We start from the raw sequence: 22,647 nt of genomic DNA, 5'->3' as shown, positions 1-22,647 counted from the left end.
TCTTCCTTACAAATCTAGCCTAGCTCTGCAGATAGCTTCGTCCATGCCGACCAGGTCGCTCCCGGCTCCAGCAGCCGGAATCCGGTCACTTCCCCTGGGAGCGGCACGTTAGGCGCGTTATTCGTCCAGGTTTGCGGCTCAGGGCATGTAAATCCGCTCTTGCCGTCATCATTCCAAACCGTCCAATGCCCATATTTACGATCGACCTCATAGACCAGGCTGATGTTCCTTGCCGTATCCTTCATTACAGCACCTGTAAACGGCTTGCCGTTCCGCTCCACGGCGCTGCTTGTAAAATGCTTCGCATACGGCTCCCCCGTTGGAGCAATTCCTTCCTCGCGCAGTGCTCGATCTGCTTCGGATAATGGCAGCAGCTTGCCGGTAGACACGAACAATGGCGTCAGGTCCCATTCTTCCCCTACGGAAATCGCGAGACGGTAGTCCTCCTCCCGTCCTTCCTTGTGAAACGGGACGCGCAGCGCCGTATGAAATCCAACCCCAAGCGGCATCGGTTCATGGCTATGGTTCGTAATCCGCACCAGCTGATGAAGACCCTGCTCTGACAAGGTATAGGTGAGCTCATAAGTAAATTCATGAGGAAAATAGGGATACATTTCACCGTCCTTACCCATGTCCATAACAAGAACCACCTCGGCTGCGTCGTTCTCAAGAACCTTCTCCGATTCGATACGCCAAGGACGTTTGTGCAAAATGCCATGCATGAAATGAGCCCCGTCCGAGCTGTTCAACGGGAGAACATAATCCCGGTATGGCGTGGAAAATTTCCCGTCAATAATCCGGTTAGGAGGAAATAAGGGGGGCAGCCCGTAGCGTTGGCTTTTTTGCCGCAGAAGCTCTCCATTATCCGGGGTGCGAAGAAAGCTCAACCCTTCGGCAGGCCGGCTAAGCTCGACCATATTGCTGCCCACCGCGTACGCAATAACAGCCCGGTATCCTCCGGCATCCAGTTGAATCGAAGGCACATCATCAAAAAGTACATGTTGAATCGAAGCCTGGCTCATGAAAAGCCCTCCTGAAATCTATGTAGTAGTTGGAATAAAGACGATATCCTGACTTCATTATCCAATAAAACCCCTGGAAGCGCAAAAAGGTTTTGAATATTTTGGGCAAAATAAGGCAAGTCTATATATTGACACGATATATATCGGATGTTAATATAACCTCACGATCATTATATCAGTTCGATATAGGAGTGACAAAGATGACAGGTCAAGACGCGATTCTTGGTTTATTGATGGGCAAAAGCATGTCCGGCTATGACATTAAACAGCAATTCGAAGAGCTGCTTTCCTACTTTTTTGACGCAAGCTTCGGTACCATCTACCCTACCCTAAGCAAGATGGAGAAAGAGGAGCTCATTACCAAGGAAAGCATCGAGCAGCAGGGAAAGCCTAACAAAAACGTGTACACCATCACGGAAAAAGGCAAAGCGCAATTCCACAGCTATTTGGAGAGCAAGCTGCAGGATAACGTGCTTCGCTCTGATTTCATGGTTCGGATGTTTTTCGGCCAATTCGCCGACTTTGAGCTGATCCAAAGCTGGATGGAAGAAGCTATCCTTAGAGAGGAAGCGCACCTCGTGCGATTGAAAAAAGACTACGAGCGCTTCGGCAAATACATGACGCCGACGCAGGAAATTTGCATCCAAATCGGGATCGCCAGCGCGGAGAGCAATCTGAAGATCGTCAAGGAAGGATTAGCTAAAATAAGGCAAACGGAGCAAGGCGAACGCCCTGCAACCAACCAAATTGAGGAGGAATGATAGATGAGCAAGCAGCATAACGGTTTGATCTTATTAGCCATGGCGCTCGGTCTGCTGATGTCATCGCTAGATAATACCATCACTTCGGCCGCGGTGAGCCACATTATTAAAGACATCGGCGGCTTTGAAAGCATGAGCTGGGTATTCTCCGCTTACATGCTTGCAGCGACCAGCACCATGCTGGTCTTCGGCAAAATGTCCGATCTGTTCGGACGCAAACGGTTTTACCTGATCGGGATCGGCTTCTTCCTGATCGGCTCCGCCTTGTGCGGCATCTCGCAAAATATAACGCAGCTGATCTGGTTCCGCGCTCTTCAAGGCATCGGTTCCGGAGCGTTAATGCCTATCAGCTTTACGATCATCTACACACTGTTCGCGGACCCCAAGCAAGCCGCGAAGCTGTCCGGCGTCTTTGCCGCCATCTTCGGCTTATCCTCCGTCGCCGGTCCGCAGATCGGCACGCTGCTGTCAGAAGCCTGGGGCTGGCGCTGGTGCTTTTATGTCAATGTGCCGCTTGGCGCGCTATCCTTCCTGACCTTGTTATTCGCCTTGAAGGAATCCCGCTCCGAACGACGTCCCAAGATCGACTATCTGGGCACTCTCCTGCTGATCCTCTCCACCGTATCGCTGATGCTGGCGCTTGAATGGGGCGGCAAGGATGGCAGCTGGACTTCATGGCCGACCCTCTCGTTATTGGCAGTTGCCATAGTCGGAGGTATCTTCTTCGTACGAACCGAGCTGCGGGCCGAAGAGCCGGTGCTTCCGTTGAAGCTGTTTCGCAACCGGATGATTACCGGCACCAGTATAGCTTGCATTTGCCAAGGGGCGATCATGTTCTCCGCCATCACTTATCTGCCTATGTTTTCTGTCGCTGTACTGGGCCAGCCAAATTCGAACGGACTGTTAACTCCCATGATGTTCTCCTTAATCGTCGGTTCGATCGTCTTTGCCTCGTTCCAAACAGTAGTCTCGTTTCGTTCCCTTATTGTCACATCGATGCTATTCGGTATCGTTGCCGCCTATTTATTGATGAACGTACCCAGCAACGCTTCCAATGGCTATATGATCCTCCTGATGATTCTGCTGGGCTTTGGGGCCATCGGGCCGTTAATGAGCATCGCCCAGAGTGCGGTAGCGTTCAGCGTCGACAAGCAATATATCGGCATCAGCTCCTCCATCGTAGGCTTTTGGAGAAACATCGGCGGCGTCCTGGGGGCGACCATGATGGCGGCTATCGTTAACAGCCATTTGTCGCATCAGATACAAGACGGCGCGTCCACACATCAGATTCCTGCAGATAAGCTGGATACATTGGCTAATCCGGAGCTTCTGATGAGAGCAGGGGCCTCGGTTCCCCAGGAAATTAAGGATTTCTTGAGAGAGTCGCTGGCCGCCTCCATCAATCACGGGTTCATTCTGGCTCTGTGCCTTGCCGCCTTGGGGATCATTGCCGGGTTCTACGTCGGACCAGGCAAGATGGTCAAACCTAAAGCCGCTCCTCCCGAAGCGGTCAAATCGGCTTAACCTTAGCCTGCCCACCTCAAAATGGCTCTCCCGTGGTTAACGGGGGAGCCGTCTGATGTCGAGAAACCTATGAAGAGGATAGTTCACTTCAGTACACCGGTAGGGTATCCCCTTCCGGCCGCTGTTGTTCTCGGGAACTTTTTGATTTTATTGCTTTTTAGCGGTTATTTCCCGAGAACAAAGGCGGACGCTAACGCTCCTACAGGGCATACCCACCTTGCTCCCTTTCGTAAACTTTAGGAGTCATAGGTTGCCCTCTAATCAGACGGCTCCCCCATCTATAGACGGGAGAGCCGTTTTTTATCCTTTTACCAATACGCCCGAAGCCGGCTTGACTTCCTTCATTTGCTCCGGATATCCGTAGGTGCCGTGCTCGCTCAGGTCAAGACCCATCATTTCTTCCTCTTCCGTAACACGAATGCCGATAGTCGCTTTCATTGCGTAAAGAATGACGTAAGAGACGATGAAAGCAAAAGCGCCGCAAGCGACAATCCCTATTATTTGAACGCCCAATTGTTCAAAACCGCCGCCATAGAACAGGCCGGCTTTCCCTACGCCTACCTTCTCGGCCAATTCCGGAGTGGCGAAGAAGCCGTTGGACAAGGTGCCCCATACCCCAGCCGTTCCGTGCGCAGAAAGCGCGTAGATCGGATCATCGATGCGCAGCTTCTCGAACAATCTCATGCTGGCGAATACGACGATTCCTGCTACCAGACCAATGACGATCGCGGCCCAAGGCTCAACGAATGCGCAGGAGGCGGTAATGGCAACAAGTCCAGCCAAAGCGCCGTTCAGCATCGTGCTGATGTCGCTTTTTCCCGTAAACATCCAGGAGATTATCAAGGCAGCTACAGCGCCTGCTGCTGCACCCAATTGCGTATTGATCGCAATGTAGCCGAAAAAGCTTCCGTCACCGGCCGTAATCGTACTGCCTGCATTGAATCCGAACCAGCCGATCCACAGCAGCATGACGCCTAAAGTGGTAAACACTTGGTTATGGCCAGGAATTTCGTTCGGCGTACCGTTCTTGTTATATTTGCCGATACGCGGCTTCAGCAGCAAGGTTGCGGCAAAAGCAGCCATAGCTCCTGTAAGATGTACGACAGTGGAGCCGGCAAAATCCTGCTTCCCGTGCTGAGCCAGCCAGCCGCCGCCCCAGATCCAGTGGGCTATGACAGGGTAGACCACGGCGGAGAATAGCACCGCAAAAATCAGGTAAGCCGACAGCTTCGCTCTCTCAGCAAATCCGCCCCACGCCACCGACATCGAAATCGCGGCAAAGGACAGCTGAAATACGAACATGACCGTAGGCGCTACATTGCTTCCTTCCGGCACATTCATCATATTGAAGCCAAAATAATCGCCCCAGCCGATAAGCGAGCCGCCTTGCGTGCCGAAAATAAATGCATATCCCACCGCCCAGAAAACCAAAGAAACAATCCCTACGGTAAAAACCGTTTTTCCTGCTATGTGACCGGCATTTTTCATTCGCGTGGAGCCGGCCTCCAGCATAATAAATCCGCATTGCATGAACAGCACCAGGATGGCGCCCAACATTGTCCATATCCCGTTTACGCCTATTTCCATATCGTCACCCTCGCTCGCTGGTAAATTTAATAGTTGTTAAGAATTTGATGCAATAGTGCTTTGGAAGCTTGTGTCCGCTCTGTCTGTTCAAAGATGCGCTCCGCTTTCTGTATCCACGGTGCCTCCACCAATTCATGCTGCCATCTCTCCAGCATCGTCGTCATGCAGCCTTCCGTCGTTTCCAGATGGAATTGAAGACCAAGAACGTGTTCCCCATAAGTAAACGCCTGATGCCTGCATGCTTCCGACGAAGCCAGCGAAACCGCCCCCGCGGGAATATCAAAGCAATCACCGTGCCAATGAAAGGAGTAAAAATCGTCCGGAACTCCCTCCAATAAAGGATGCTGGGTGCCGTTCCGCTTTACCTGATGCCAACCGATCTCTTTATGAGGGCTGCGGTACACCCGTCCTCCCAACACTTCCGCCAGCATTTGGGCCCCGAGGCATATTCCGAGCACCTTCCTCCCCGATTCGACCGCCTCCCGAATGAACGCCTTCTCGCTCTGCAGCCAAGGATACTCATTATCCTGATAGGCACTCATGGGGCCGCCTAATATGATCATGAGATCAAAGGAATCCATGGCAGGTGCGTGAAATCCGTCGGGAGGAAACAGAATCGTCAATTCAGCTTCATGCTGCCCTGCCCAAGAGATGAAATACGACGGGTCATCGAAGTCAAAATGCTTCAGCAGCAGCATCCTCATGTAACAAAACCTCCCTTTTCTCTATAAACTTTAAAGGTCTTGAACGTATTTTACCGGACTCATGTCGTTTTTGTCAATAAATCTAACATAATATATTGAATAGCCACCAAAACTAACGATAATTAAGTAAAAAACTAACATTTATATCACATAACATAACATACATATAACACGTCATTTAAAATTGGAGTTACTTGCATGTTTTTGGTATTCTATTGTAATAAGGTTCGGATATGGGGTAACATGATATTGTTCTTCCTGATTGTCCAATCTTCAGACTTTTCATAGACTATAGATCGTGCAGGTGACTACCATGATTGAGATCAAGACTTCCAAACTTAGCGACGGAGAATTCAATAGAGGGGTTTTTGCAACTTGTGATATAGCCAAAGGGTCTCTGATCCACGAGGCGCCTGTTATTCCTTACCCTAACGAAGAGCATGTTCACATTGAGAAAACCTTGCTTGCGGATTACGCATTTGAGTACGGTGCCCATCATTCCGCTATCCTTCTGGGCTATGGCATGCTGTTTAATCACGCTTATGAGCCTAATGCCTATTACGAGCTGAACTTCGACAACCATACGGTTGATTTCTATGCGTATACGGACATCAAGGCCGGGGAGGAAATCTTAATCAATTACAACGGGGAAGTCGATTGCGACGATCCTCTTTGGTTTGATGAGAAATCGTCCGCCGAGTAACCCCTCACCCTGCCTGCAAAAAAGAACCGCTGTACCTGGATTCAGTGGGCCTCGGCTTCTATGCTGATTCAGGTGCTTTGCAGGGAGCCCCGAACGTCAAAAAAGACCTTTTCTGACAGAGGAAAGGTCTTTTTCACGGGCTCTTTATTCTAACCATAAAGCTTTTCTAGGCAAAGGATGCTTTCTGTTCAAGCTCCATAGGTAAAATCCGCATTAGATACTTCTTATCGCCGGTTTTTATGTACATTAAGAAATAGTAACGATTGCTGTGTGCCGCAGCTTGATTGGTTGGACTCTTCATTCGGTTCCCCTCCCTTCTTTTCCTCTCTAGTAATCTATTATTCTCACAATCTCTAATTTCTATACATTACTATTACCTGAATTCCAGCTTTTCTAAACAATATCCGCCGCTTTTACAACAACATGCCTTATCTTGAAAAGAAGCCAGTACGCGTACTGCTTATCGGAGCAAGCACATACATATATGCTGGAAGCCATGGTCTATAAAAAAGGAGCCGATCAGACATGCGCGTAGGTATCGTCGATAACAAAACTTTAAAAGAGAAGATGGAAGACCTGCTGTATAACGAGATGTGGAAGCCGCTGGGAATGGGAAGAGAAACAAGACAAGCGCTCTCTATGGAAGGAGATGAGGTTGGCTTTGTCTGCACGGAGGAGGAGGACGTGGTTGGAGCCATGGTCTTGTTCATGAACGGGACAACGGCCGAAATCCGGTTTGCCGCAGTCTCATCACAGCATCGCAAGAAGGGAATCGGACGCCGTCTATGGGAAGGAATCGCCGCGTACATCAAACAACAGACGAGCATCACTACGGTTGAGCTGCACTCGCGGAACCTATCCATAGATTTCTGGAGCAGCCTTGGTTTCCTGGAAGCTTCCCCATGGCTGGACCATAAGCTGTATGAGCCTCACGGCATCCGCTTCAAGCTGATGAAATACGACTTCTCCGTGCAGCCCTGACTACGCCTGGGCAGTTATGGGGTGATGTTTATGAGAGTGAAGAAGGAGCTGCCACGGCACCCCCTTCTAGCTCGTTATACAATGTCTTTATTCCTGGTTCCAGTAGGAACAACTTAACAGATCGTAACCCGAACTTCGTTTTTCATCCATATACAGCATACTAAAAGCTGCTAACATCAAACCGGTTGCCGTCCGGATCATACAGATGGAAGCAGACGCGGCCACGCTGAAGAAACCCTGTGACTTCCGAAACCTCAACTCCGCTATCCCTCAGAAACTGGTGATACTTGAAGAACGACTCCCGGCTAGAAATGATGCACCGGGTTCGGAACAGCCCATCGACGGGGCCGGTTTCGGGACGGCTAGGGTCCTCTTCCAATAGCCATCGGGATTGTCCATCCGGATGGTAATTGATGCCAAGCTTCATGACCGCGTATCCATGCTCGGAACGATCTGTTACCGTTTCCATTCCAATGTAATTGTGGTACCACTCCATCGACTTCTGCAAATGCCGGACTGTAATCCGGAACCGGTTCGCGTCGGCGAGAGAAGACTCCTTCCATGCCGGATCCTCTATGGCCGTCAGCAGCATCTCTTTAGGGCCGGCCCAGAAATCAAAGCTTTCTAAGCCCTCTGGGTCTCTGTACAGCTCGCTTACCCGAACGCCGTTTGCCATTAGCTCCTGGCGTTTTTCCTGCACATTCCCGGTCCTCCAGCACCAGCGGGCGAATGGATCGAAGGGTCCTTTAGCTGCGGCAGGAACAGGCTCTCCTTCGGATGAGCTGCCGGACTCGATCCAGACTCCCCAACCCATATGGGTCATTTTACCGACCGCTGCCTGAGGGACAGGCTTCCAGTTCTCCTGCTGGGCTATTTTCCAACCGGCATGTCGCTCAAGCCAGGCGATCATCTCTTCATGCTCTTCCAATGTCGTTGTAACCGTCCCGCCGTCGAAGACAATCTGCGGAACGAAACGCTCTATGGGAGCTGGCCCCTCTGTCGCCGTTGACCTGTCAACCGAGTCCGTATCTGTGTCATCAAGCGGCTGATGCAGGACTTTGAAAACGGATGGAACGGATGTTGGACGGTAGCCTTCACTATCCTCTACAGGAATACATATATCCATGACGAACGGGCGGCCCGCAGCCCCTGACAATCTCTCCCCGTACGCTTCCATGCTTTCGTAAAAAATTTCAAGCTGGTAAGCTAACGGCTCCGCATCCTTGGGCGCCATCCTTTTCTGTTCGTTCCGGATGAATTTATGAGCGGCAGCATAGATGTCCTTCACATCCTGCCCTGGTTCTTTTCGAACCACTGCGTAGTGATCCGCCCGAACCTCAATGCGCTCGAACTCCTCCGGCAGCCCTTCAAAGCTGCTCACCTCCACGGCCAAATAGTAGGTATGGGTCTCAGCCGAATCCTGTGATACGGAGCAGGGAGCTAGGCCGAAATGCAGCTCCGGGTGAATCCGGTTCGGCACCTTATCCAGCTTTTCGCGCCAACGTTTGGCTGCTTCGGGAATCAATGTCTCGAAGCGCCCCAACCCCTGGCAGCGGATAGCTGCGGCCTTGAAGCTTCTAAGCAATTGCAGCGAGCCCGCTGTTGAAACAGCATGGTCTCCCTTGGTCGGAAACAGGCTGCCGTGTATTATCTTAAATGCGTGCGGCAGCGCAGCAGGCTTATAATCCTCCTCAGCATGCCGGTTCATTTGACTTGCACCTTGTTCCATTGGCCGATTCCCTCCAAATCTTTTGTTTATTTGGTATGATTTGTCACCCATTATAACGAAGTATCAGTGCAAGGGATATGTCCAAAATTATCAGAAACTTTGGAAGCAGCATGCTTCAGGTCGTCTTAGCCAAGCCCGCAAGCTTTTAATGGAAGGTAATGACTGTAATGATCGGCCGTTTCATCTGGCTTAAAGCCTAAAGAGCGATAAAACCGATCCGCTTCCGGATTGTCCGTTCTTAGAACCAGCATGCTGTAATGACTTCTTGCCTCCGCAATGACGGCCTCCATCAACCGTCTTCCGATGCCGAGTCTCCGGCTTCCTGTTGAAACATACATACGGCGAACGCGGCCAACCGGCTGGTCCAAGGCATATGGATCCTGATTCAATCCGCATACACCGGCAAGAGCGCCTTGATAATAAGCGAGAAAGAGCGCCTCCCCCTGCTTATCGAAGGTGTTGATTCCGCTTTCATAATCGCGGATTAGCCGCTGAAGATGTCGAAAGCCCTCCCCCGTGCTCTCTTCTACTAATCGGGTTAGCTCCGAGCCATCCAGCTGCTCCGCCTTATGGATAATCACTTCGTTCACATCCGATCCCCCCCTCTTATATGTACATGTGGTGAAAAAAAGAGCCTGCCAAACAGATAGGCAAACTCTCTCTTCCAATATGCTGCGTATCATTGATCAAAGGAACAGGTGATGACTTTATCGGGAACCCTGTCGAACAAAGGGCTTAAGGACTCCCGGTTATGAATTCGGCTTATGGCCTCCCCGAACAGTGGCGCGACGGAGACCAGCTTAAACTTGTTGGAATGGACCAGATGAGGGTTGTCCACGGAATCGGTGCTGATTACGAGCTCGATGGGGCTGTTGTCGATTTTTCGTACGGCGGCTTCGTTGAGAACCAGATGCGATAAGCATGCGAGGACTCTTGCTGCGCCCCGTTCCACCAACAGCTTCGAAAGCTCGATCAACGTGCCGCCGGAAATGGAGAAATCATCGACGATGATCGCCGTTTTTCCCTCAACATGACCGATGAGCTCCAAAATCTCAGCTTTCTCATCATGACCTTTCCGGGTCTTGTCCCCAATGGCAAGCGACGTACCCAGGTAATCTGCGTATTTGCGCGCCTGCTTGGCAAAGCCCGCATCCGGAGACACGATAATCGGATCGGCTAATTGCATCCGGGCTATCGTTTCACATAGTACAGGCAGGGCAAAAAGATGGTCTACCGGCTTTTTGAAAAAGCCCTGGATTTGGTGGCTGTGCAGGTCCATCGCAACGACCCGGTCCGCGCCGGCCATTTCAATCGCTTCCGCGCATACCCTGGCTCTGATGGAGACTCGGGGCTCGTCCTTCTTGTCCCCCTTGGCGTAGCTGAAGTAGGGCATTATGACCGTCACCGTATTGGCGCTCGCTCTCTTGAAGGCATCGACCCAAAACAAGATCTCCACAAATTCATCGTTCGGCCTGAGTCCGATGGACTGTACCAGGTAGACGTCCTTATCCCGAACGGTCTCCCTGATCCTTACGAAGGTGTTGCCTTCGGAGAAGGTCAACGTTTCCGATTGCCCGACTTCGACCCCCATATACCGGCACATCTTGTCCGCAAAGGCTTTCCCGGAGCTTCCGGCGAATATTTTGATCTCACCAATCTTCATAAGGCCCTCCTTATTTAGCTGCAGCTGAATTCATGTATAATTATTCCATATAAACCTAGATCATGGAGTGACAATATGATGAACGATTGCCGCCGCTTCAAAGAACGGACCCTCCTGCTGTGCTGGCCGGTCAGGCTTTCGCTTTTTCCGTCTCCTGCTCCGGTTTAAACTTGGGAATCCAGAAGGAAATAAGCAAGCTGAGGACAGCTAGTCCTGCAATAATCAAGAACACGCCATGAATGCCTCCGGCAAGAATGGCAGGAGGAACCTCTTCGCCTGCTTTGGCGTAAGTTCCGATACGTTGATTCAGGAACGTTCCCAGCACCGCAACGCCCAAGGTCTGCCCCAATGTGCGCAGAAATGTATTGGAGGATGTAGCCACCCCGCGCAAATTCCATCCCACGGCAGATTGAACCACAATAGTAAAAATCGTCATCGATAAGCCGAAGCCAAGCCCTGATATAAAGATCATGATCAAGATAACCCAGCTAGGTGTCGAAATGGTTATAAACGTCAAGGAAAGAGTGCTGACAACCAGAAGAAATATTCCCATCAGGGATATCAGTCTGGAGCCCAGCCGGAGCAAGAGACGGCTTCCAACCATAGCGCCTATAGGCCATCCGATGGACATCGGCATAAGAATGAATCCCGAGAACATAGCTCCTTGCTGAAGAACCCCTTGAATCCATAGAGGAAGATAAGCCGTGATCCCGATCAGAATGCCGCTTGCCAGAAACGAGACGACATTGGAAATCGTAACCTCCCGATGATGAAACAATTGTACTGGGATCATTGGCTCCGGATGCCGCATCTGAATCCAAACAAACGAGATGAGAAATACGACCGAAACCGCGAATAAAATATACATTGGAGCGGAATTCCACGACAACTCGTTGCCGCCGGAAATCAGCGCATAGAGCAGCGCCGTCGTCCCGACCGTAAAGGTTACAGCCCCGCCGTAATCGATTTTACGCTTCCGTTTTTCAAGATTTTCTTGCAGACTCTTCGCGATAATGAACATGGAGATGATTCCAAAAGGAAGATTCATGTAAAAGATCCAATGCCAGCTGACATAATCGACGAGAAAGCCGCCGACAAGCGGACCGAAAATACCGGCGATCCCCCATATCGAGCTGAACATCCCCTGTACCTTGGACCGCTGTTCAAATGTAAAAATATCGCCGATGATCGTGAAGGTAATCGGCACCACGGCCCCCGCTCCGATCCCTTGAATGGCGCGGAACCAAATCAGCTGCTGCATCGTCTGGGAAAGTCCGCACAGCATGGAGCCCAACAAAAATAAGGAGGTCCCGATTAGGAACACCTTTTTGCGGCCGAAAAGATCCGCTAATTTACCGAAAATCGGAGTGGTGACAGCCGATGTTAGCAGGTAGATGGCAAACACCCAGCTGATAAGCTCCATGCCTCCCAGCTTTTTAACAATGGCGGGCATCGCAGAGCTGATGATCGTTCCTTCAATAGCTGATAGAAACGTTGCGATTAATAACGCTGCTGTAATTTTGCGCTGATATGCATTCATAGCGTCTGCCTCCTCTCGTCTGACTGAACGCGTTGAGTCCCGTAAGGCATCATATAAGCATCATCCATTTCTTTCTAATATCTCCTTAACCACCCGGGTTATACCGGTTCATTTTGAGAAGCAGCTGTAACTGCTCGTACAGGGACCGGGGTGGTAAATTTATGCAGCTTTAATATTGATAACGGCGGAAGCCTATCGGCTAAAGCATCTCCCAGTACATCCTTCTTGGCTGCCTTATTGAGTTCAGCGTTACGGTCTGACTTCATCCGGTCGCCCTCTCCTTCATTACGGTCTAGATCTCCTCTTCATCTACCCGTTTTATACGACTTCCTTCTGCTCCCGCAGGCGCAGGTACAGAATCCCGCAGGTAACCGAGCACAAGAGCGCCAGTACGGCTATAAACCCGTACCCTGCCTGAAGCCCGATAAGCTGGCTGTCCGCGGTGTCACGCATAGAGAACATACTGCGGACCCCATCGATGATATATCCTATCAGAAGATTGCCGATAACACTGGCAATTCCCATCAGCGTAACGGTAAACGTGATCGCGGTATCCACGCCCTTCCCGTATCGCTTGGCCAGCAGCGCCATCACAGTCGGATAGATCGGAGCAATGCCGATTCCGGCGACGGCAAACAGGATGGCTGCTTTTTCGCCGAGTACAATGGCCGCCAGGCTGCAGAGGCCTGAGAATGCGGAAAATATCATGATGGACATCGTATATCCGATCTTATCGGTAACAGGTCCGAGAAATAAACGGGAGAGCATAAAGAAAAGGAAGAAAACCGACAGCATGCGTGAAGCGTCCTCTATCGGCCATGCATATGCTCTTTCCAGGAAATAAACCAGCCAGCTTCCGACAGCAAGCTCCGATACGACCCCGAAGGACAGGACGGCGACGATAAGCCACGCGACAGGATCAGCGACCAGATCGCGAAAGGAGCTGTTGGCCCCCTCCTCCTGATTCCCCGTCGGAAACCGGCCCAGCAGCGAAGGAATGACGGGCAGCAAGGATAAAGACAGCATGATCAGGTACATCCCGCGCCACCCCAGCTCACCACCCATCACATGCCATCCCATCAGGGAAGCCGCAATGATCGGGGCTACCGTCGAGCTGAGTCCATAAAAGAAATGGGCGAGATTCATCATCATTCCCGTATTCCTGGTAAAGATACGCGCCGCCATAATCGCAAGACCGATTTCCAGCATCCCGTTCCCCAGATACATCACAAAATAAGCGGCGGACAAAAAAGGATAAGAGGTGGAGAGATACATCAATACGCCCGAAACTGCCATGGATACAAAGGCGATGATTCCAGTCCATCGGATCCCTATTTTCCTTGATAAAATAGAAGTATAAGAGCAGGCCGCCAAATAGCCAAGCGAATTTAAGGCCAGGAGCCATCCCAGCTGCGCTTCATTCAAGCTGAAATCAGCCTGCATTCTGGGAATGGCCGGACCTTTAATATTTTCCGAAAATCCGAAGATCAGAAAGCCTCCGAAGACGACGATAAGCAGCAGTATCGTATTGTAGCGACTGTATTTTTCCAAAGCGCTAAGCCTCGCTTTCTACACAAGACGGACTCTTTTTCCGGGCCAAGTATACCGCGGTCACATACGCCTTGCGGATGGGCTGATCGCAGCCGGCCAGCAGGTTCGCCAATTCCTCTGAAAGCCGCTTTTTGCTAGAGTCGTCAAGCGATAAATAAGAGGATTGCGTCTTAAACGCTTGCAAATATTCGTCCGGTGTTTGCTCCGTCATCCACTTGTGCTCAAATGCCTCACAGAAGGTAAAGTAACCGCTATGATCGATCTCGTTAATTCGCTTCTGCCTTCGCTCTTGTCTGGATGGATAGTGAAATGATTTGTCCGAATACCGCTCCAGCAGTTCGTAGGACTTGACTATGATATCCGGCGTATCATCCGTATGCTCGTGCCACATCAAGGCAAGAAAGCCATGGTCCACCAGCAGGTCGGAGCATTTCTTATACTTTACCTGCTTATCTATCCAATGGAAGGCTGCAGCCGAATAGATCAGCCTGGGCTGGGGTACCGTATCCGATTCCCACGTTTCAAACGGGCTCACGTCTACCGTCACTTGCGGATATCCCTCACACTTCCGCTTTAAGATAGCGGCAAGCTTCTCTCCAAGCTCGATGCAATGAATGGAAAGCCCGCGCTCGGCAAACGGCAATGTCGCCTGCCCCGTACCCGGTCCTATCTCGATCAGCTGGTCCCGCTCCGTCACCCCGGTCTTGTTCATGATCCAGTCAATCACCGATGAATCATAAGGAGGCCTCATTTCGTCATACAGCTGCGCGTCCGTATTGAAGGATTCATTTCTTCTCAGAAGATTCACCTCGCCGTCTGGAAATTCGTGGACATTTATTATACCATACAACCGTCATCTTCATCCCATCCCCGTTTCCTCATTAGTGCTGCTTGACCTTTCGCCCTGCGGCAGTAAAAGCGTTCCTGTATTCAGCCGGATACAGCTTCATCTTCCTTTTCCCGGGCAATAAAAGACCGCCTTGGAGGGGCGGTTCTATACCCGTTTATTCCACAGACGGTATTTCCAGTAATAATACGCCGGCAGCACGGCAAGCGCTGCAACGGCTCCAACCTTCCAGATCATCCGTTTTCACAGCCTTTCTGCATAGATTACGTATCTTTCTACGTAGTCACAATGCGAAATTCATAAAAAGCGGTAGGGTATTTTCCGAGCACAACTCTTTCCCTTACTCTCTTAAAGCCTTGCTTCTCGTAAAACTGGCATAGCTTAGGCCTATCCGCAGCACAATCGAGTCTGATCCAGTCTTTGCCGGCGCGTTCGGCGTGAGCTTTGGCCCAATTCATCATATGCTCGGACACGCCTTGCTTGGCATACTTCCTGCGAACGGCAAGCTTGTGCACAAACAACGAGTCCTTTTGTTCCAAATCCGGCCACAGCATAGCGTCTTCCTCCTGGAGAATCATCGCGGCTGCCGCTTCACCGTTACAATATCCTATGTACATATCGTCTAGCGAATGATGCTTCAGCAGTCTCTCTGCGGACAGCTGACTGTCGCTCCACATCTCCCGACCGCCTTGCTTCAGCCATAACGCCGCTTCCCGGAGAATGGACAGGAAATCCTCCAGCTCGTTCGAAGCTGTCTTCCTGACCTCTAAGTCCACAGGCGTCATCTCCCCTCCGCAAGCTTGCGAATCCATTCATAGCCGCTTTGGATGAATGCTTTGTCATGCTGGCCATGCGGCGTATGCTCGAATATAAAGACGACATCCTCACATTCGGCTAAAAAACGAATCAGCTCTTGAATCGGATATTGCCTGCCATTCGTTTCGTGGGACGGATGAACGGGAATCCAGTGGTAATGCCCCGACACAAGCTCTACATTATGCAGATGAACCGACTTGATGTGGTTCCTCCACTTGGCCAGATAGGAGAGAATCCGATCTCCCGTCGCCATAAGGTAATCGCCAATATCGATGCACAGGGAAATACTGTATTTCTCCCACACCTCAACCGGAAAATGATGCAGATACTCTATCCCGACGGCAGAACGGTTCCATCCAAGCTTGGGCTCGCACACCAAAGGAATCGAATACTTTTCCTGCAGCGAATGTAATCTTTGCAAGCCTTGTTCGATGAGTACATGATCGTCTTCCGTAGAGGGAAGCTCTTCTTTAAAATAGGGAAAATGGACCAAAACGTATTGGGCACCCAGCCGCGACAATTGGCAGACTTCGGCCTCCAGCCGCTTCCACGCCTCCTCAGGCTCCATATAGACGTGTTGAATCAAGTCATATTTGCTCCCGCTGCGAAGCAGGGGAGAATGAACGCCATACGGCACTCCCTTCTGCCGGGCCAATTCGAGAAATTGTTCAAATGCCCGCTCGTCAGGAAATTCTCCTATTTCAATCTGATCTATATCATCCCAAAATAGCTCTTCAAAACGTTCCGGGTTGGATAAAATGGTACTTCCTGAAACACCGAACTTCGGCTTGCCCACAGTCCTCACCTCTTTCAACCCATATAAATCCAATAGTACCATACGATTGAAACGAAGAGAACTTTTCTTCTGTCCGCTAGCTGCCAAATGCCATTTTCACAATATCCAGCACCCACTTCATTTCTGCGTACAAACCTGCCAAGATAAGACCCGTCAGTACATAATCTCTTGTTCGCAATCCTTTCCAATAGATTTGATATGCGCCCAAAGCCAGCATTTGCAGAACACACAATATAAAATAAACAGCCTGGAACCGGAAGCCGACCATGGAAACAGCTACCCAGCCGAGTGCTACGTATAGGAACATCCACAACCAGCCTAAGTAATAAAGGATGATAATCACTCCATTTTTCTCTCCTTTAGCGAGCCTCTTTATTGAAAAATAAAACCCTTTATCCAAAAACGGAATAAAGGGTTATACATGCTGTTTTCCTATGGAAAATGTAAGAATCGCTGTTTTACAGCCAAGTGGTTTTATCGCTGTGCGGGGTTCTGGAAGTCGCCGGAGGCGTGTCGGCCGGATAGCCGATGAAAATCGTTCCGATCACCTTCTTGTTTTCCGGCGAGCCGATAAACCGGTGCATCCGGTCGTCATGAACCAGGCCGATTCCGCGCGTGCGCCATACGAAGCCGAGCCCCATCTCCGTGGCTGCCAGCCACATCGAGTGAATGGCACAGGCAGCGGCATACTCGTTATCCTTGGTGGAGGCAGGATCATCGGGAATGACATCCGCCGTAACGGCAATGACAAGCGGCGTAGCCGTCAAAACCTTTAATGATTCCTTCACCAGATTCGGCTTGGTCGGAAACCGTTCCTCCAAGTATTGAAGCGCTTCTGCTTCGTAACGCTGCTTCGCCTCTCCGCGAATCACGTAGAAATGCCAAGGCTCACGAAGCCTGTCATTCGGCGCCAAAGTAGCCGCAGCAAGCAAGGCATGAATTTTCTCATCCTCTACTTCTACAGGCTGTACATTGCGCACCGCTCTTCTCTGCTGCAGCAATTCCATAATAGACATGCAGATTCTCCTTCCTATCCCTGTTTATTTCAGCTTGAAGCCGGCACATCGCTCTACCCAGCGTTCTGCCAATTCAGGCGATGATGCGAAATGGATATGGGTATATCCCGCAACGAGCGATCCGCTCTCATTGATGTAGCCTTCCTGCTTCATGCCCCGCAGCCCTTTCGTTTCATAGGCGCTGGAGATGTCAGCCCCTTCATTCGGCTGAAAGGTCGAATAATGAAACTCGTGGCCTTTGGCGCGGTCGGACGGCCCGAGCAGGAAGTTGCCTTCTCTCCCGGTAATGTCCCGGTAGCCTAATGCCGCAAGCTTCTTCTGCATCTTGACGCTGCCGGGGATAAGACCGAGCATCGAATGCTTCCGGCCGTCCGTATGCTCGATGGACTCCGTTAAATACATGAAGCCGCCGCATTCGGCCAGCGTCGGAAGTCCTTGCTCAATCGCCTGGCGGATCGATTGCTTCACCGCCTCATTAGCCGACAGCACCTCGGCGAATTCTTCAGGGAAGCCTCCCCCGAGATACAGGCCCTGGACGCCTTCGGGCAGCGTTTCCCCTGCCAATGGCGAGAAGAAGACGCACTCCGCTCCGTAAGCCTCCAGCAGCTCGAAATTTTCCTGATAATAAAAATTAAAGGCTGCATCCTTCGCTACCGCGATACGGATTGGGGGGCCGGACCGGACGGTCCGGTGGCGAAAAGCGGAAGCAGACTCGGCTTCCGCAAACAATGAAACCGCGGGAGACTGGGCCAGCTCCCATATGCGCTCTACATCAACCGTTGCCGAAACCAGCTCGGCAAGCTTATCGAAGAACGGCTGCAGCTCGCCCCGTTCAATGGAAGGCACCAAGCCGAGATGCCGCTCCGGCATTTCGATGTGATCTTCCCGCTTCATGTAGCCGACGACGGGAATCCCGCATTCCTGCTCGATCGCTTCGCGCACGAGCTTGTAGTGGCCCTCGCTGCCGACCTTGTTCGCAATGACGCCGACTATGTTAACGCGGGGCTCCAGCAGCTGGAAGCCTCGCACAATGGCGGCAGCGCTGCGGGCCATGCTCTGGCAGTTCACCACGAGCAGCACGGGGGCCTCCAGCAGAAGGCTGATTTCAGCCGTACTGCCCTCGTTCGTCTTCGGGTTCTTGCCGTCGTAGAAGCCCATGACGCCCTCGATGACGGAGATGTCCGCCTCACGGCTCGCCCGGGCATATATTTCTTTGACTGTATCATGCGTCAGCATATAGCTGTCCAGATTGCGGGATATGCGTCCCGTGACCGCCGTATGATACGTCGGATCAATATAGTCGGGGCCGCACTTGAAGCCCTGCACCTTGCGTCCGAGACGCTGCAAAGCGGCCATCAGGCCGATCGTCAGCGTTGTTTTTCCGACGCCGCTGCCGGTTCCGGCAATGACAATCTTACGGCTACCTTCCATCGGCTGCCTCGCTCCCTTCCTGCGGGAACGGAATGACGGCTACCGAAATCGTGACGTTGCCCGATTTCTTCTTCACCAGCGCCAGCTCCTTGGCGCCGGAGTACAGCTTCGCCGCCGGCTCGCTCACGCCGTAGGCGCCGGTGAACTGGAACACGGTGTCCGATGGGGCCTCCAGGGCCACCGTGTTCAGCTGCTCGGGCGCGTAGGTGACGAACGCCCAGCCGTGCTTTTGTACGACGGCGAGGAGCCCCTCCTCGTCCTTCTTCAGATCGATCGTGCAGACGGCCTTCACGCTCTTCATCGAGAACTGCAGCTCGGCCAGCGTCTCCGATATTACCGATTCGATCTCTTCGGCGGATGTGCCGCGGTTGCAGCCGATGCCGAGCGCGATGACCTTCGGCCTGTATAGCACGCCGTTCTCGAGAATTGCCTCCTCGTCCGTGCTTAATACGCGGTGCGTCACCACGAGTGCCGCCTGCGGCTTCACCGCCAACGCATCGGCAACGCTGCTATACGTGCGAATATTCGCCGGGAGCGGCGTATCATACAGCCACCAGCCGGGCTCGCCGGATTCTTGAACGACGGCAACCTGCTCCTCGTTCACGACGGAGGCGCTGACAGGCGTCAGCTTATCCGCCGACTCCCATTCCCAGCCGAAGCGGCGCCCGAACAAGTCCACCGCTATCGTCCCCTGCACGTCCGAGGCCGTCGTAATGATCGGCCTCGCTCCCATGGCCGCAGCTACCTCACGGGTCAGCTCGTTCGCGCCGCCCAAATGGCCCGACAGCACGCTGATCACATTCTCCCCTTTGTCATCGATAACGACGATGCCGGGGTCTGTCTTTTTATCTACCAGCAGCGGTGCGATCATCCGGATAACAGCACCTAACGAAATAATAATAATGAGTCCTTTATAGGCCGGGAATAAAGCCGGGAACAGCAGTCTGACACTGCCTTCGAACAGCTGAATGCCCCGTGCTGCTTCATCGCCCCGCTCGAATTTGGACATGTAGTACAAATCCGAATGGCGGAACGTTTCGTGCAGCTTGCGCGCCATCTCGACGCCATGCTTCGTGATGGCTACAATCGCATAATCGCCGTGCTGCTCAATCGAAGGAATCTCGCCCTCGCGCAATGCGATCATGATTTCACCCCTCTGCGGAAGCGGTGCGTAAATTCTTTATCGTACAGCTTGGAGCGGTATTCATCCTTGTTATGAATCTCCGGATCAAGCGCCCAGCCTGCAAGAATCATCGCGTGAGAGCGAATTCCGTTGCTGCGCATATCCTGCTCGAGATTGGCAAGCGTCGTCCGGACAATAAGCTGATCCGGCCATGTCGCCCTTTGCACGACGGCTATCGGCGTGTCCTCACTCCAGCCCGCGCTTCGGAACTCTTCCACCACTTTTTTCGTCAAAGTGGCACTTAAGAATAATGCAATCGTACAGTGGTGAGAAGCCAGATCCTTCAGCTTCTCCAGCTCCGGCACCGGAGTTCTGCCTTCGGCACGGGTCAGAATGAGCGTCTGGGTCAGCTCCGGAATCGTCAGCTCCGCACCAAGGGCGGCAGCAGACGCGAAGACTGAGCTTACGCCGGGGATGACCTCGTAGCCGATGCCTTCTTTTTTCAACAGAGCCACCTGCTCCATAATCGCGCCGAAGACCGCAGGATCTCCCGTATGAACCCGAGCTACCATCTTGCCCTGCTTGACGCGGTCAGCCATGATAGCAACCATTTCATCGAGATCCATGCCGGCGCTCTTCAGAATCTCCGCTTCCGGCTTTGCCTTGGCGATGAGCTCTTCGTTAACCAGGGAATCGGTGTAGAGCACGACGTCGGCCTCCTGCAGAATACGAAGTCCTTTGACTGTAATCAGATCGGGATCGCCCGGGCCTGCTCCGATAATATAAATTTTCATTATTTTCTCACCACCATTAGCGTTAAGTATTCCAAGCCTTTGCCTTGCAGCTCTCGAATGTTGCGCCAGATCATTTCCTCCGAGGAGGTGACCTTGGTCAGTACGGCCGCCTTGTCCGTCAATCCGAGATCGCCCAGCACATGGATCATCAGATCGATCACTTTGGCTACCTTGATGAATACGACGCAGTCGTGATTTTCAATAGCGGTACGCATCTTCTCATAATCGTCCGTTGCAGGAACGATGGCAATTTGCTCATCGCCGTCCGCAAGCGGAATCCCAAGGCGTGACGCCGAAGCGTTGATTGAAGAAATACCGGGAATGGAACGAACCTCCACCTCGGGATGGCGCTCCTTCATCAGCCGCATCAAGTGAATGAACGTGCTGTAAATCATCGGGTCACCCTCGGTTACGAACGCCACGTCCTTCCCCTGCTCCAGATGCTCCCACACCGTGCTGACTGTCTTGCTCCACTGCATTTCCAGCGCTTCGCGATCCTTAGTCATCGGGAAGGTCAGCCCTATCATCGTCTTTTCTTCCGTATTAACATACAGCTCCGTAATCGTCAGAGCGTAGCTCTTAGCCCCCATTTTCTTGCGGGGATAAGCGATGACCGGCGATTCCTTCAATATGCGGAACGCTTTGACCGTGATCAGCTCCGGGTCCCCGGGTCCAACACCCAATCCGTATAACACGCCTAACTTACTCACTTGCTGTCCCCTCCGTTTCCTCTGCTCCACCGGATTCCTTATGTTTAGCGGTAATGATATATATTGGGTTAAGACCCTCGAACCGGGTCAAATTCAAAATCGGCTTGCTTCGCGAAATCTGTGCGAGCGTAATGCTTGTCGCGAAGCCTTCATTCGCGAACGCTTTGTTCGCTTCATATAAATTCTCGATTGTAGCGGCATTCAATACAATGCGCCCGCCCGGACGCAGACGGCTGCAGCACACGTGAAGCAGCTCCTCCATCTCGCCTCCACTGCCTCCGATGAACACGGCATCCGGATCCGGGAACTGCTCCAAACCTTGCGGCGCACGTCCTTGAATCGCTGTAATGTCCGTCCGGAAGCGCTGCATATTGTCCAAGCAGTTCTGCAAATCCGCTTCGTTCTTCTCAATCGCGTATACTTCGCCGTAGCGCGCTATTCGAGCCGCTTCAATGGCGACGGACCCGGTGCACGTGCCGATATCCCAAACGATGCTGTCCGGTTGAAGCGCCAGCTGCGCCAAGCTCATGATGCGAATTTCTTTCTTCGTAATCAGCCCTTTGTCCGGCTTGCGCTGAATGAACCTCTCATCGTCGATGCCCATCGGCCAACGTTTCCCGGCCAATGCGTCCTTCGAAGCAATCAGAATCATCACGTTCAGTGGAGAAAACTCGCGCTCTTCAAGCTCCTGCAGCTCGTACCAGCCCGTCCGTTCGTCCGAGCCACCCAAATTCTCCGCTATAAACGCACGGTATTCGGCCATGCCGAACGACAGCAAGTACTTGGCGATAGCCTTGGGACTATTCGTCTCATCGGTGAGCAGCGCGACCTTCGACTTCCCGTCGATCCGCTGCGCCAGCCCCTTCATGCTTCGCCCGTGAACGCTTGTCACATAGGCATCCTGCCAGCTCTGCCCCATCCGGGCAAAAGCCAGCTGCAGCGAGCTGACGTTCGGGTAGATTTCCACGTTCAGCTTGGAGGAGAGATAGCCGCCGATCCCGTAAAACAACGGGTCTCCCGATGCAAGCACGACGATCCTGCGACCCTGCTCCGCCTCCGATTTCAAGCGGGCTGTGAGCTCGGACAAGCCGCCCTTGATCGCTAGGGTCACCCCGCTATAATCCGGAAAAAACGCCAGCTGCCGCTCTCCCCCGACCAGCACTTCGCTCTCCGAGATCCATTGTATATATTGAGGCAGCAGGCTTCCTTGACCGTCATCCCCGATGCCGATCACCTTGAGCGCTGCCGTTTGATTCGTTGTTCGCTGTTGTATCAACCTGCATTCCCCCGATACCGATTGCTGTATGTAAAAAGCTTCGGCTGACTGCCGCAGCCGTGACCTTGCAGCG

At 52.2% G+C, this 22,647-nt stretch carries 23 protein-coding genes; 4 read left to right on the top strand and 19 right to left on the bottom strand.

What is annotated here, in order from left to right; translation table 11 throughout:
• Positions 1-14: 14 nt before the first annotated feature.
• The gene (locus B1728_RS20205; RefSeq protein ID WP_079912198.1) at positions 15-1,022 is read right to left on the bottom strand and encodes an aldose 1-epimerase; all 1,008 of its coding nucleotides are present in this window, start codon (positions 1,020-1,022) and stop codon (positions 15-17) included.
• Positions 1,023-1,222: 200 nt separating this feature from the next.
• Here B1728_RS20205 and B1728_RS20200 point away from each other — a divergent pair, with 200 nt between their 5' ends.
• Both B1728_RS20200 and B1728_RS20195 read left to right on the top strand, forming a co-directional pair.
• The gene (locus B1728_RS20200) at positions 1,223-1,783 is read left to right on the top strand and encodes a PadR family transcriptional regulator (protein ID WP_079912197.1); all 561 of its coding nucleotides are present in this window, start codon (positions 1,223-1,225) and stop codon (positions 1,781-1,783) included.
• A 3-nt stretch (positions 1,784-1,786) separates the two neighbouring features.
• Complete coding sequence (locus B1728_RS20195) at positions 1,787-3,307, top strand: MFS transporter (protein ID WP_079912196.1); 1,521 nt, start codon at positions 1,787-1,789, stop codon at positions 3,305-3,307.
• Between the two features lie 300 nt (positions 3,308-3,607).
• Here the strand turns inward: B1728_RS20195 and B1728_RS20190 are convergent, their stop codons facing one another.
• Both B1728_RS20190 and B1728_RS20185 read right to left on the bottom strand, forming a co-directional pair.
• Positions 3,608-4,894, bottom strand: coding sequence for an ammonium transporter (locus tag B1728_RS20190; RefSeq protein WP_079912195.1), 1,287 nt, complete (start codon positions 4,892-4,894; stop codon positions 3,608-3,610).
• Between the two features lie 26 nt (positions 4,895-4,920).
• Positions 4,921-5,598 carry a type 1 glutamine amidotransferase gene (locus tag B1728_RS20185; RefSeq protein WP_079912194.1) on the bottom strand — a complete coding sequence of 226 codons (678 nt, stop codon included), beginning with the start codon at positions 5,596-5,598 and terminating at the stop codon, positions 4,921-4,923.
• 313 nt (positions 5,599-5,911) lie between these two features.
• On the opposite strand from B1728_RS20185, the gene B1728_RS20180 reads away from it, so the two are divergent.
• Complete coding sequence (locus B1728_RS20180; protein WP_079912193.1) at positions 5,912-6,301, top strand: SET domain-containing protein; 390 nt, start codon at positions 5,912-5,914, stop codon at positions 6,299-6,301.
• A 166-nt stretch (positions 6,302-6,467) separates the two neighbouring features.
• Here the strand turns inward: B1728_RS20180 and B1728_RS36885 are convergent, their stop codons facing one another.
• The gene (locus B1728_RS36885; protein WP_256865432.1) at positions 6,468-6,602 is read right to left on the bottom strand and encodes a hypothetical protein; all 135 of its coding nucleotides are present in this window, start codon (positions 6,600-6,602) and stop codon (positions 6,468-6,470) included.
• A 224-nt stretch (positions 6,603-6,826) separates the two neighbouring features.
• Here B1728_RS36885 and B1728_RS20175 point away from each other — a divergent pair, with 224 nt between their 5' ends.
• A complete protein-coding gene (locus B1728_RS20175; RefSeq protein ID WP_079912192.1) occupies positions 6,827-7,282 on the top strand; it encodes a GNAT family N-acetyltransferase in 456 nt (151 codons plus the stop codon).
• Positions 7,283-7,442: 160 nt separating this feature from the next.
• On the opposite strand, the gene B1728_RS20170 is transcribed toward B1728_RS20175, so the two are convergent.
• The 15 genes from B1728_RS20170 to cbiE all read right to left on the bottom strand — a co-directional run bounded on the left by B1728_RS20170 (position 7,443) and on the right by cbiE (position 22,574).
• Positions 7,443-9,011, bottom strand: coding sequence for a VOC family protein (locus B1728_RS20170; RefSeq protein ID WP_179136108.1), 1,569 nt, complete (start codon positions 9,009-9,011; stop codon positions 7,443-7,445).
• 125 nt (positions 9,012-9,136) lie between these two features.
• Positions 9,137-9,601, bottom strand: coding sequence for a GNAT family N-acetyltransferase (locus B1728_RS20165; RefSeq protein ID WP_144027933.1), 465 nt, complete (start codon positions 9,599-9,601; stop codon positions 9,137-9,139).
• A gap of 89 nt (positions 9,602-9,690) precedes the next feature.
• A complete protein-coding gene (locus B1728_RS20160; RefSeq protein ID WP_079912189.1) occupies positions 9,691-10,674 on the bottom strand; it encodes a ribose-phosphate diphosphokinase in 984 nt (327 codons plus the stop codon).
• Positions 10,675-10,804: 130 nt separating this feature from the next.
• Complete coding sequence (locus tag B1728_RS20155; protein WP_079912188.1) at positions 10,805-12,214, bottom strand: MDR family MFS transporter; 1,410 nt, start codon at positions 12,212-12,214, stop codon at positions 10,805-10,807.
• A 318-nt stretch (positions 12,215-12,532) separates the two neighbouring features.
• Positions 12,533-13,765, bottom strand: a complete 1,233-nt coding sequence (locus tag B1728_RS20150) for an MFS transporter (protein ID WP_079912187.1) — start codon at positions 13,763-13,765, stop codon at positions 12,533-12,535.
• Between the two features lie 4 nt (positions 13,766-13,769).
• Positions 13,770-14,615: a class I SAM-dependent methyltransferase gene (locus B1728_RS20145; protein ID WP_079912186.1), complete on the bottom strand. Its 846-nt coding sequence runs from the start codon at positions 14,613-14,615 to the stop codon at positions 13,770-13,772.
• Between the two features lie 272 nt (positions 14,616-14,887).
• Complete coding sequence (locus B1728_RS20140) at positions 14,888-15,388, bottom strand: GNAT family N-acetyltransferase (protein ID WP_179136107.1); 501 nt, start codon at positions 15,386-15,388, stop codon at positions 14,888-14,890.
• Between the two features lie 5 nt (positions 15,389-15,393).
• A complete protein-coding gene (locus B1728_RS20135) occupies positions 15,394-16,224 on the bottom strand; it encodes a sugar phosphate isomerase/epimerase family protein (RefSeq protein WP_144027932.1) in 831 nt (276 codons plus the stop codon).
• Positions 16,225-16,300: 76 nt separating this feature from the next.
• Complete coding sequence (locus tag B1728_RS20130; protein WP_079912183.1) at positions 16,301-16,567, bottom strand: hypothetical protein; 267 nt, start codon at positions 16,565-16,567, stop codon at positions 16,301-16,303.
• Between the two features lie 115 nt (positions 16,568-16,682).
• Positions 16,683-17,240 carry a nitroreductase family protein gene (locus tag B1728_RS20125; RefSeq protein ID WP_079912182.1) on the bottom strand — a complete coding sequence of 186 codons (558 nt, stop codon included), beginning with the start codon at positions 17,238-17,240 and terminating at the stop codon, positions 16,683-16,685.
• Positions 17,241-17,264: 24 nt separating this feature from the next.
• Positions 17,265-18,671 carry a cobyrinic acid a,c-diamide synthase CobB gene (locus B1728_RS20120; protein WP_079912181.1) on the bottom strand — a complete coding sequence of 469 codons (1,407 nt, stop codon included), beginning with the start codon at positions 18,669-18,671 and terminating at the stop codon, positions 17,265-17,267.
• Complete coding sequence (locus tag B1728_RS20115; protein WP_079912180.1) at positions 18,661-19,815, bottom strand: cobalt-precorrin 5A hydrolase; 1,155 nt, start codon at positions 19,813-19,815, stop codon at positions 18,661-18,663. Before B1728_RS20115 ends, B1728_RS20120 begins: the two co-directional genes overlap by 11 nt.
• Positions 19,812-20,588 (bottom strand): precorrin-4 C(11)-methyltransferase, encoded by a 777-nt coding sequence (gene cobM / locus B1728_RS20110; RefSeq protein WP_079912179.1) that lies wholly within the window; start codon positions 20,586-20,588, stop codon positions 19,812-19,814. The genes B1728_RS20115 and cobM overlap by 4 nt, the downstream gene beginning before the upstream one ends.
• On the bottom strand, positions 20,588-21,298 hold the full coding sequence (cobI, locus tag B1728_RS20105; protein WP_079912178.1) for a precorrin-2 C(20)-methyltransferase: 711 nt from the start codon (positions 21,296-21,298) through the stop codon (positions 20,588-20,590). The genes cobM and cobI overlap by 1 nt, the downstream gene beginning before the upstream one ends.
• Positions 21,291-22,574 carry a precorrin-6y C5,15-methyltransferase (decarboxylating) subunit CbiE gene (cbiE, locus tag B1728_RS20100; RefSeq protein WP_256865431.1) on the bottom strand — a complete coding sequence of 428 codons (1,284 nt, stop codon included), beginning with the start codon at positions 22,572-22,574 and terminating at the stop codon, positions 21,291-21,293. Before cbiE ends, cobI begins: the two co-directional genes overlap by 8 nt.
• Between the last annotated feature and the right edge of the window lie 73 nt (positions 22,575-22,647).

Origin of the sequence: Paenibacillus sp. 32352, from assembly GCF_002042965.1 — a bacterium.
GTDB lineage: Bacteria > Bacillota > Bacilli > Paenibacillales > NBRC-103111 > Paenibacillus_S > Paenibacillus_S vulneris.
The sequence above is the reverse complement of the archived record's forward strand: the minus strand, read 5'-3'. Positions and strand labels throughout refer to the sequence as shown.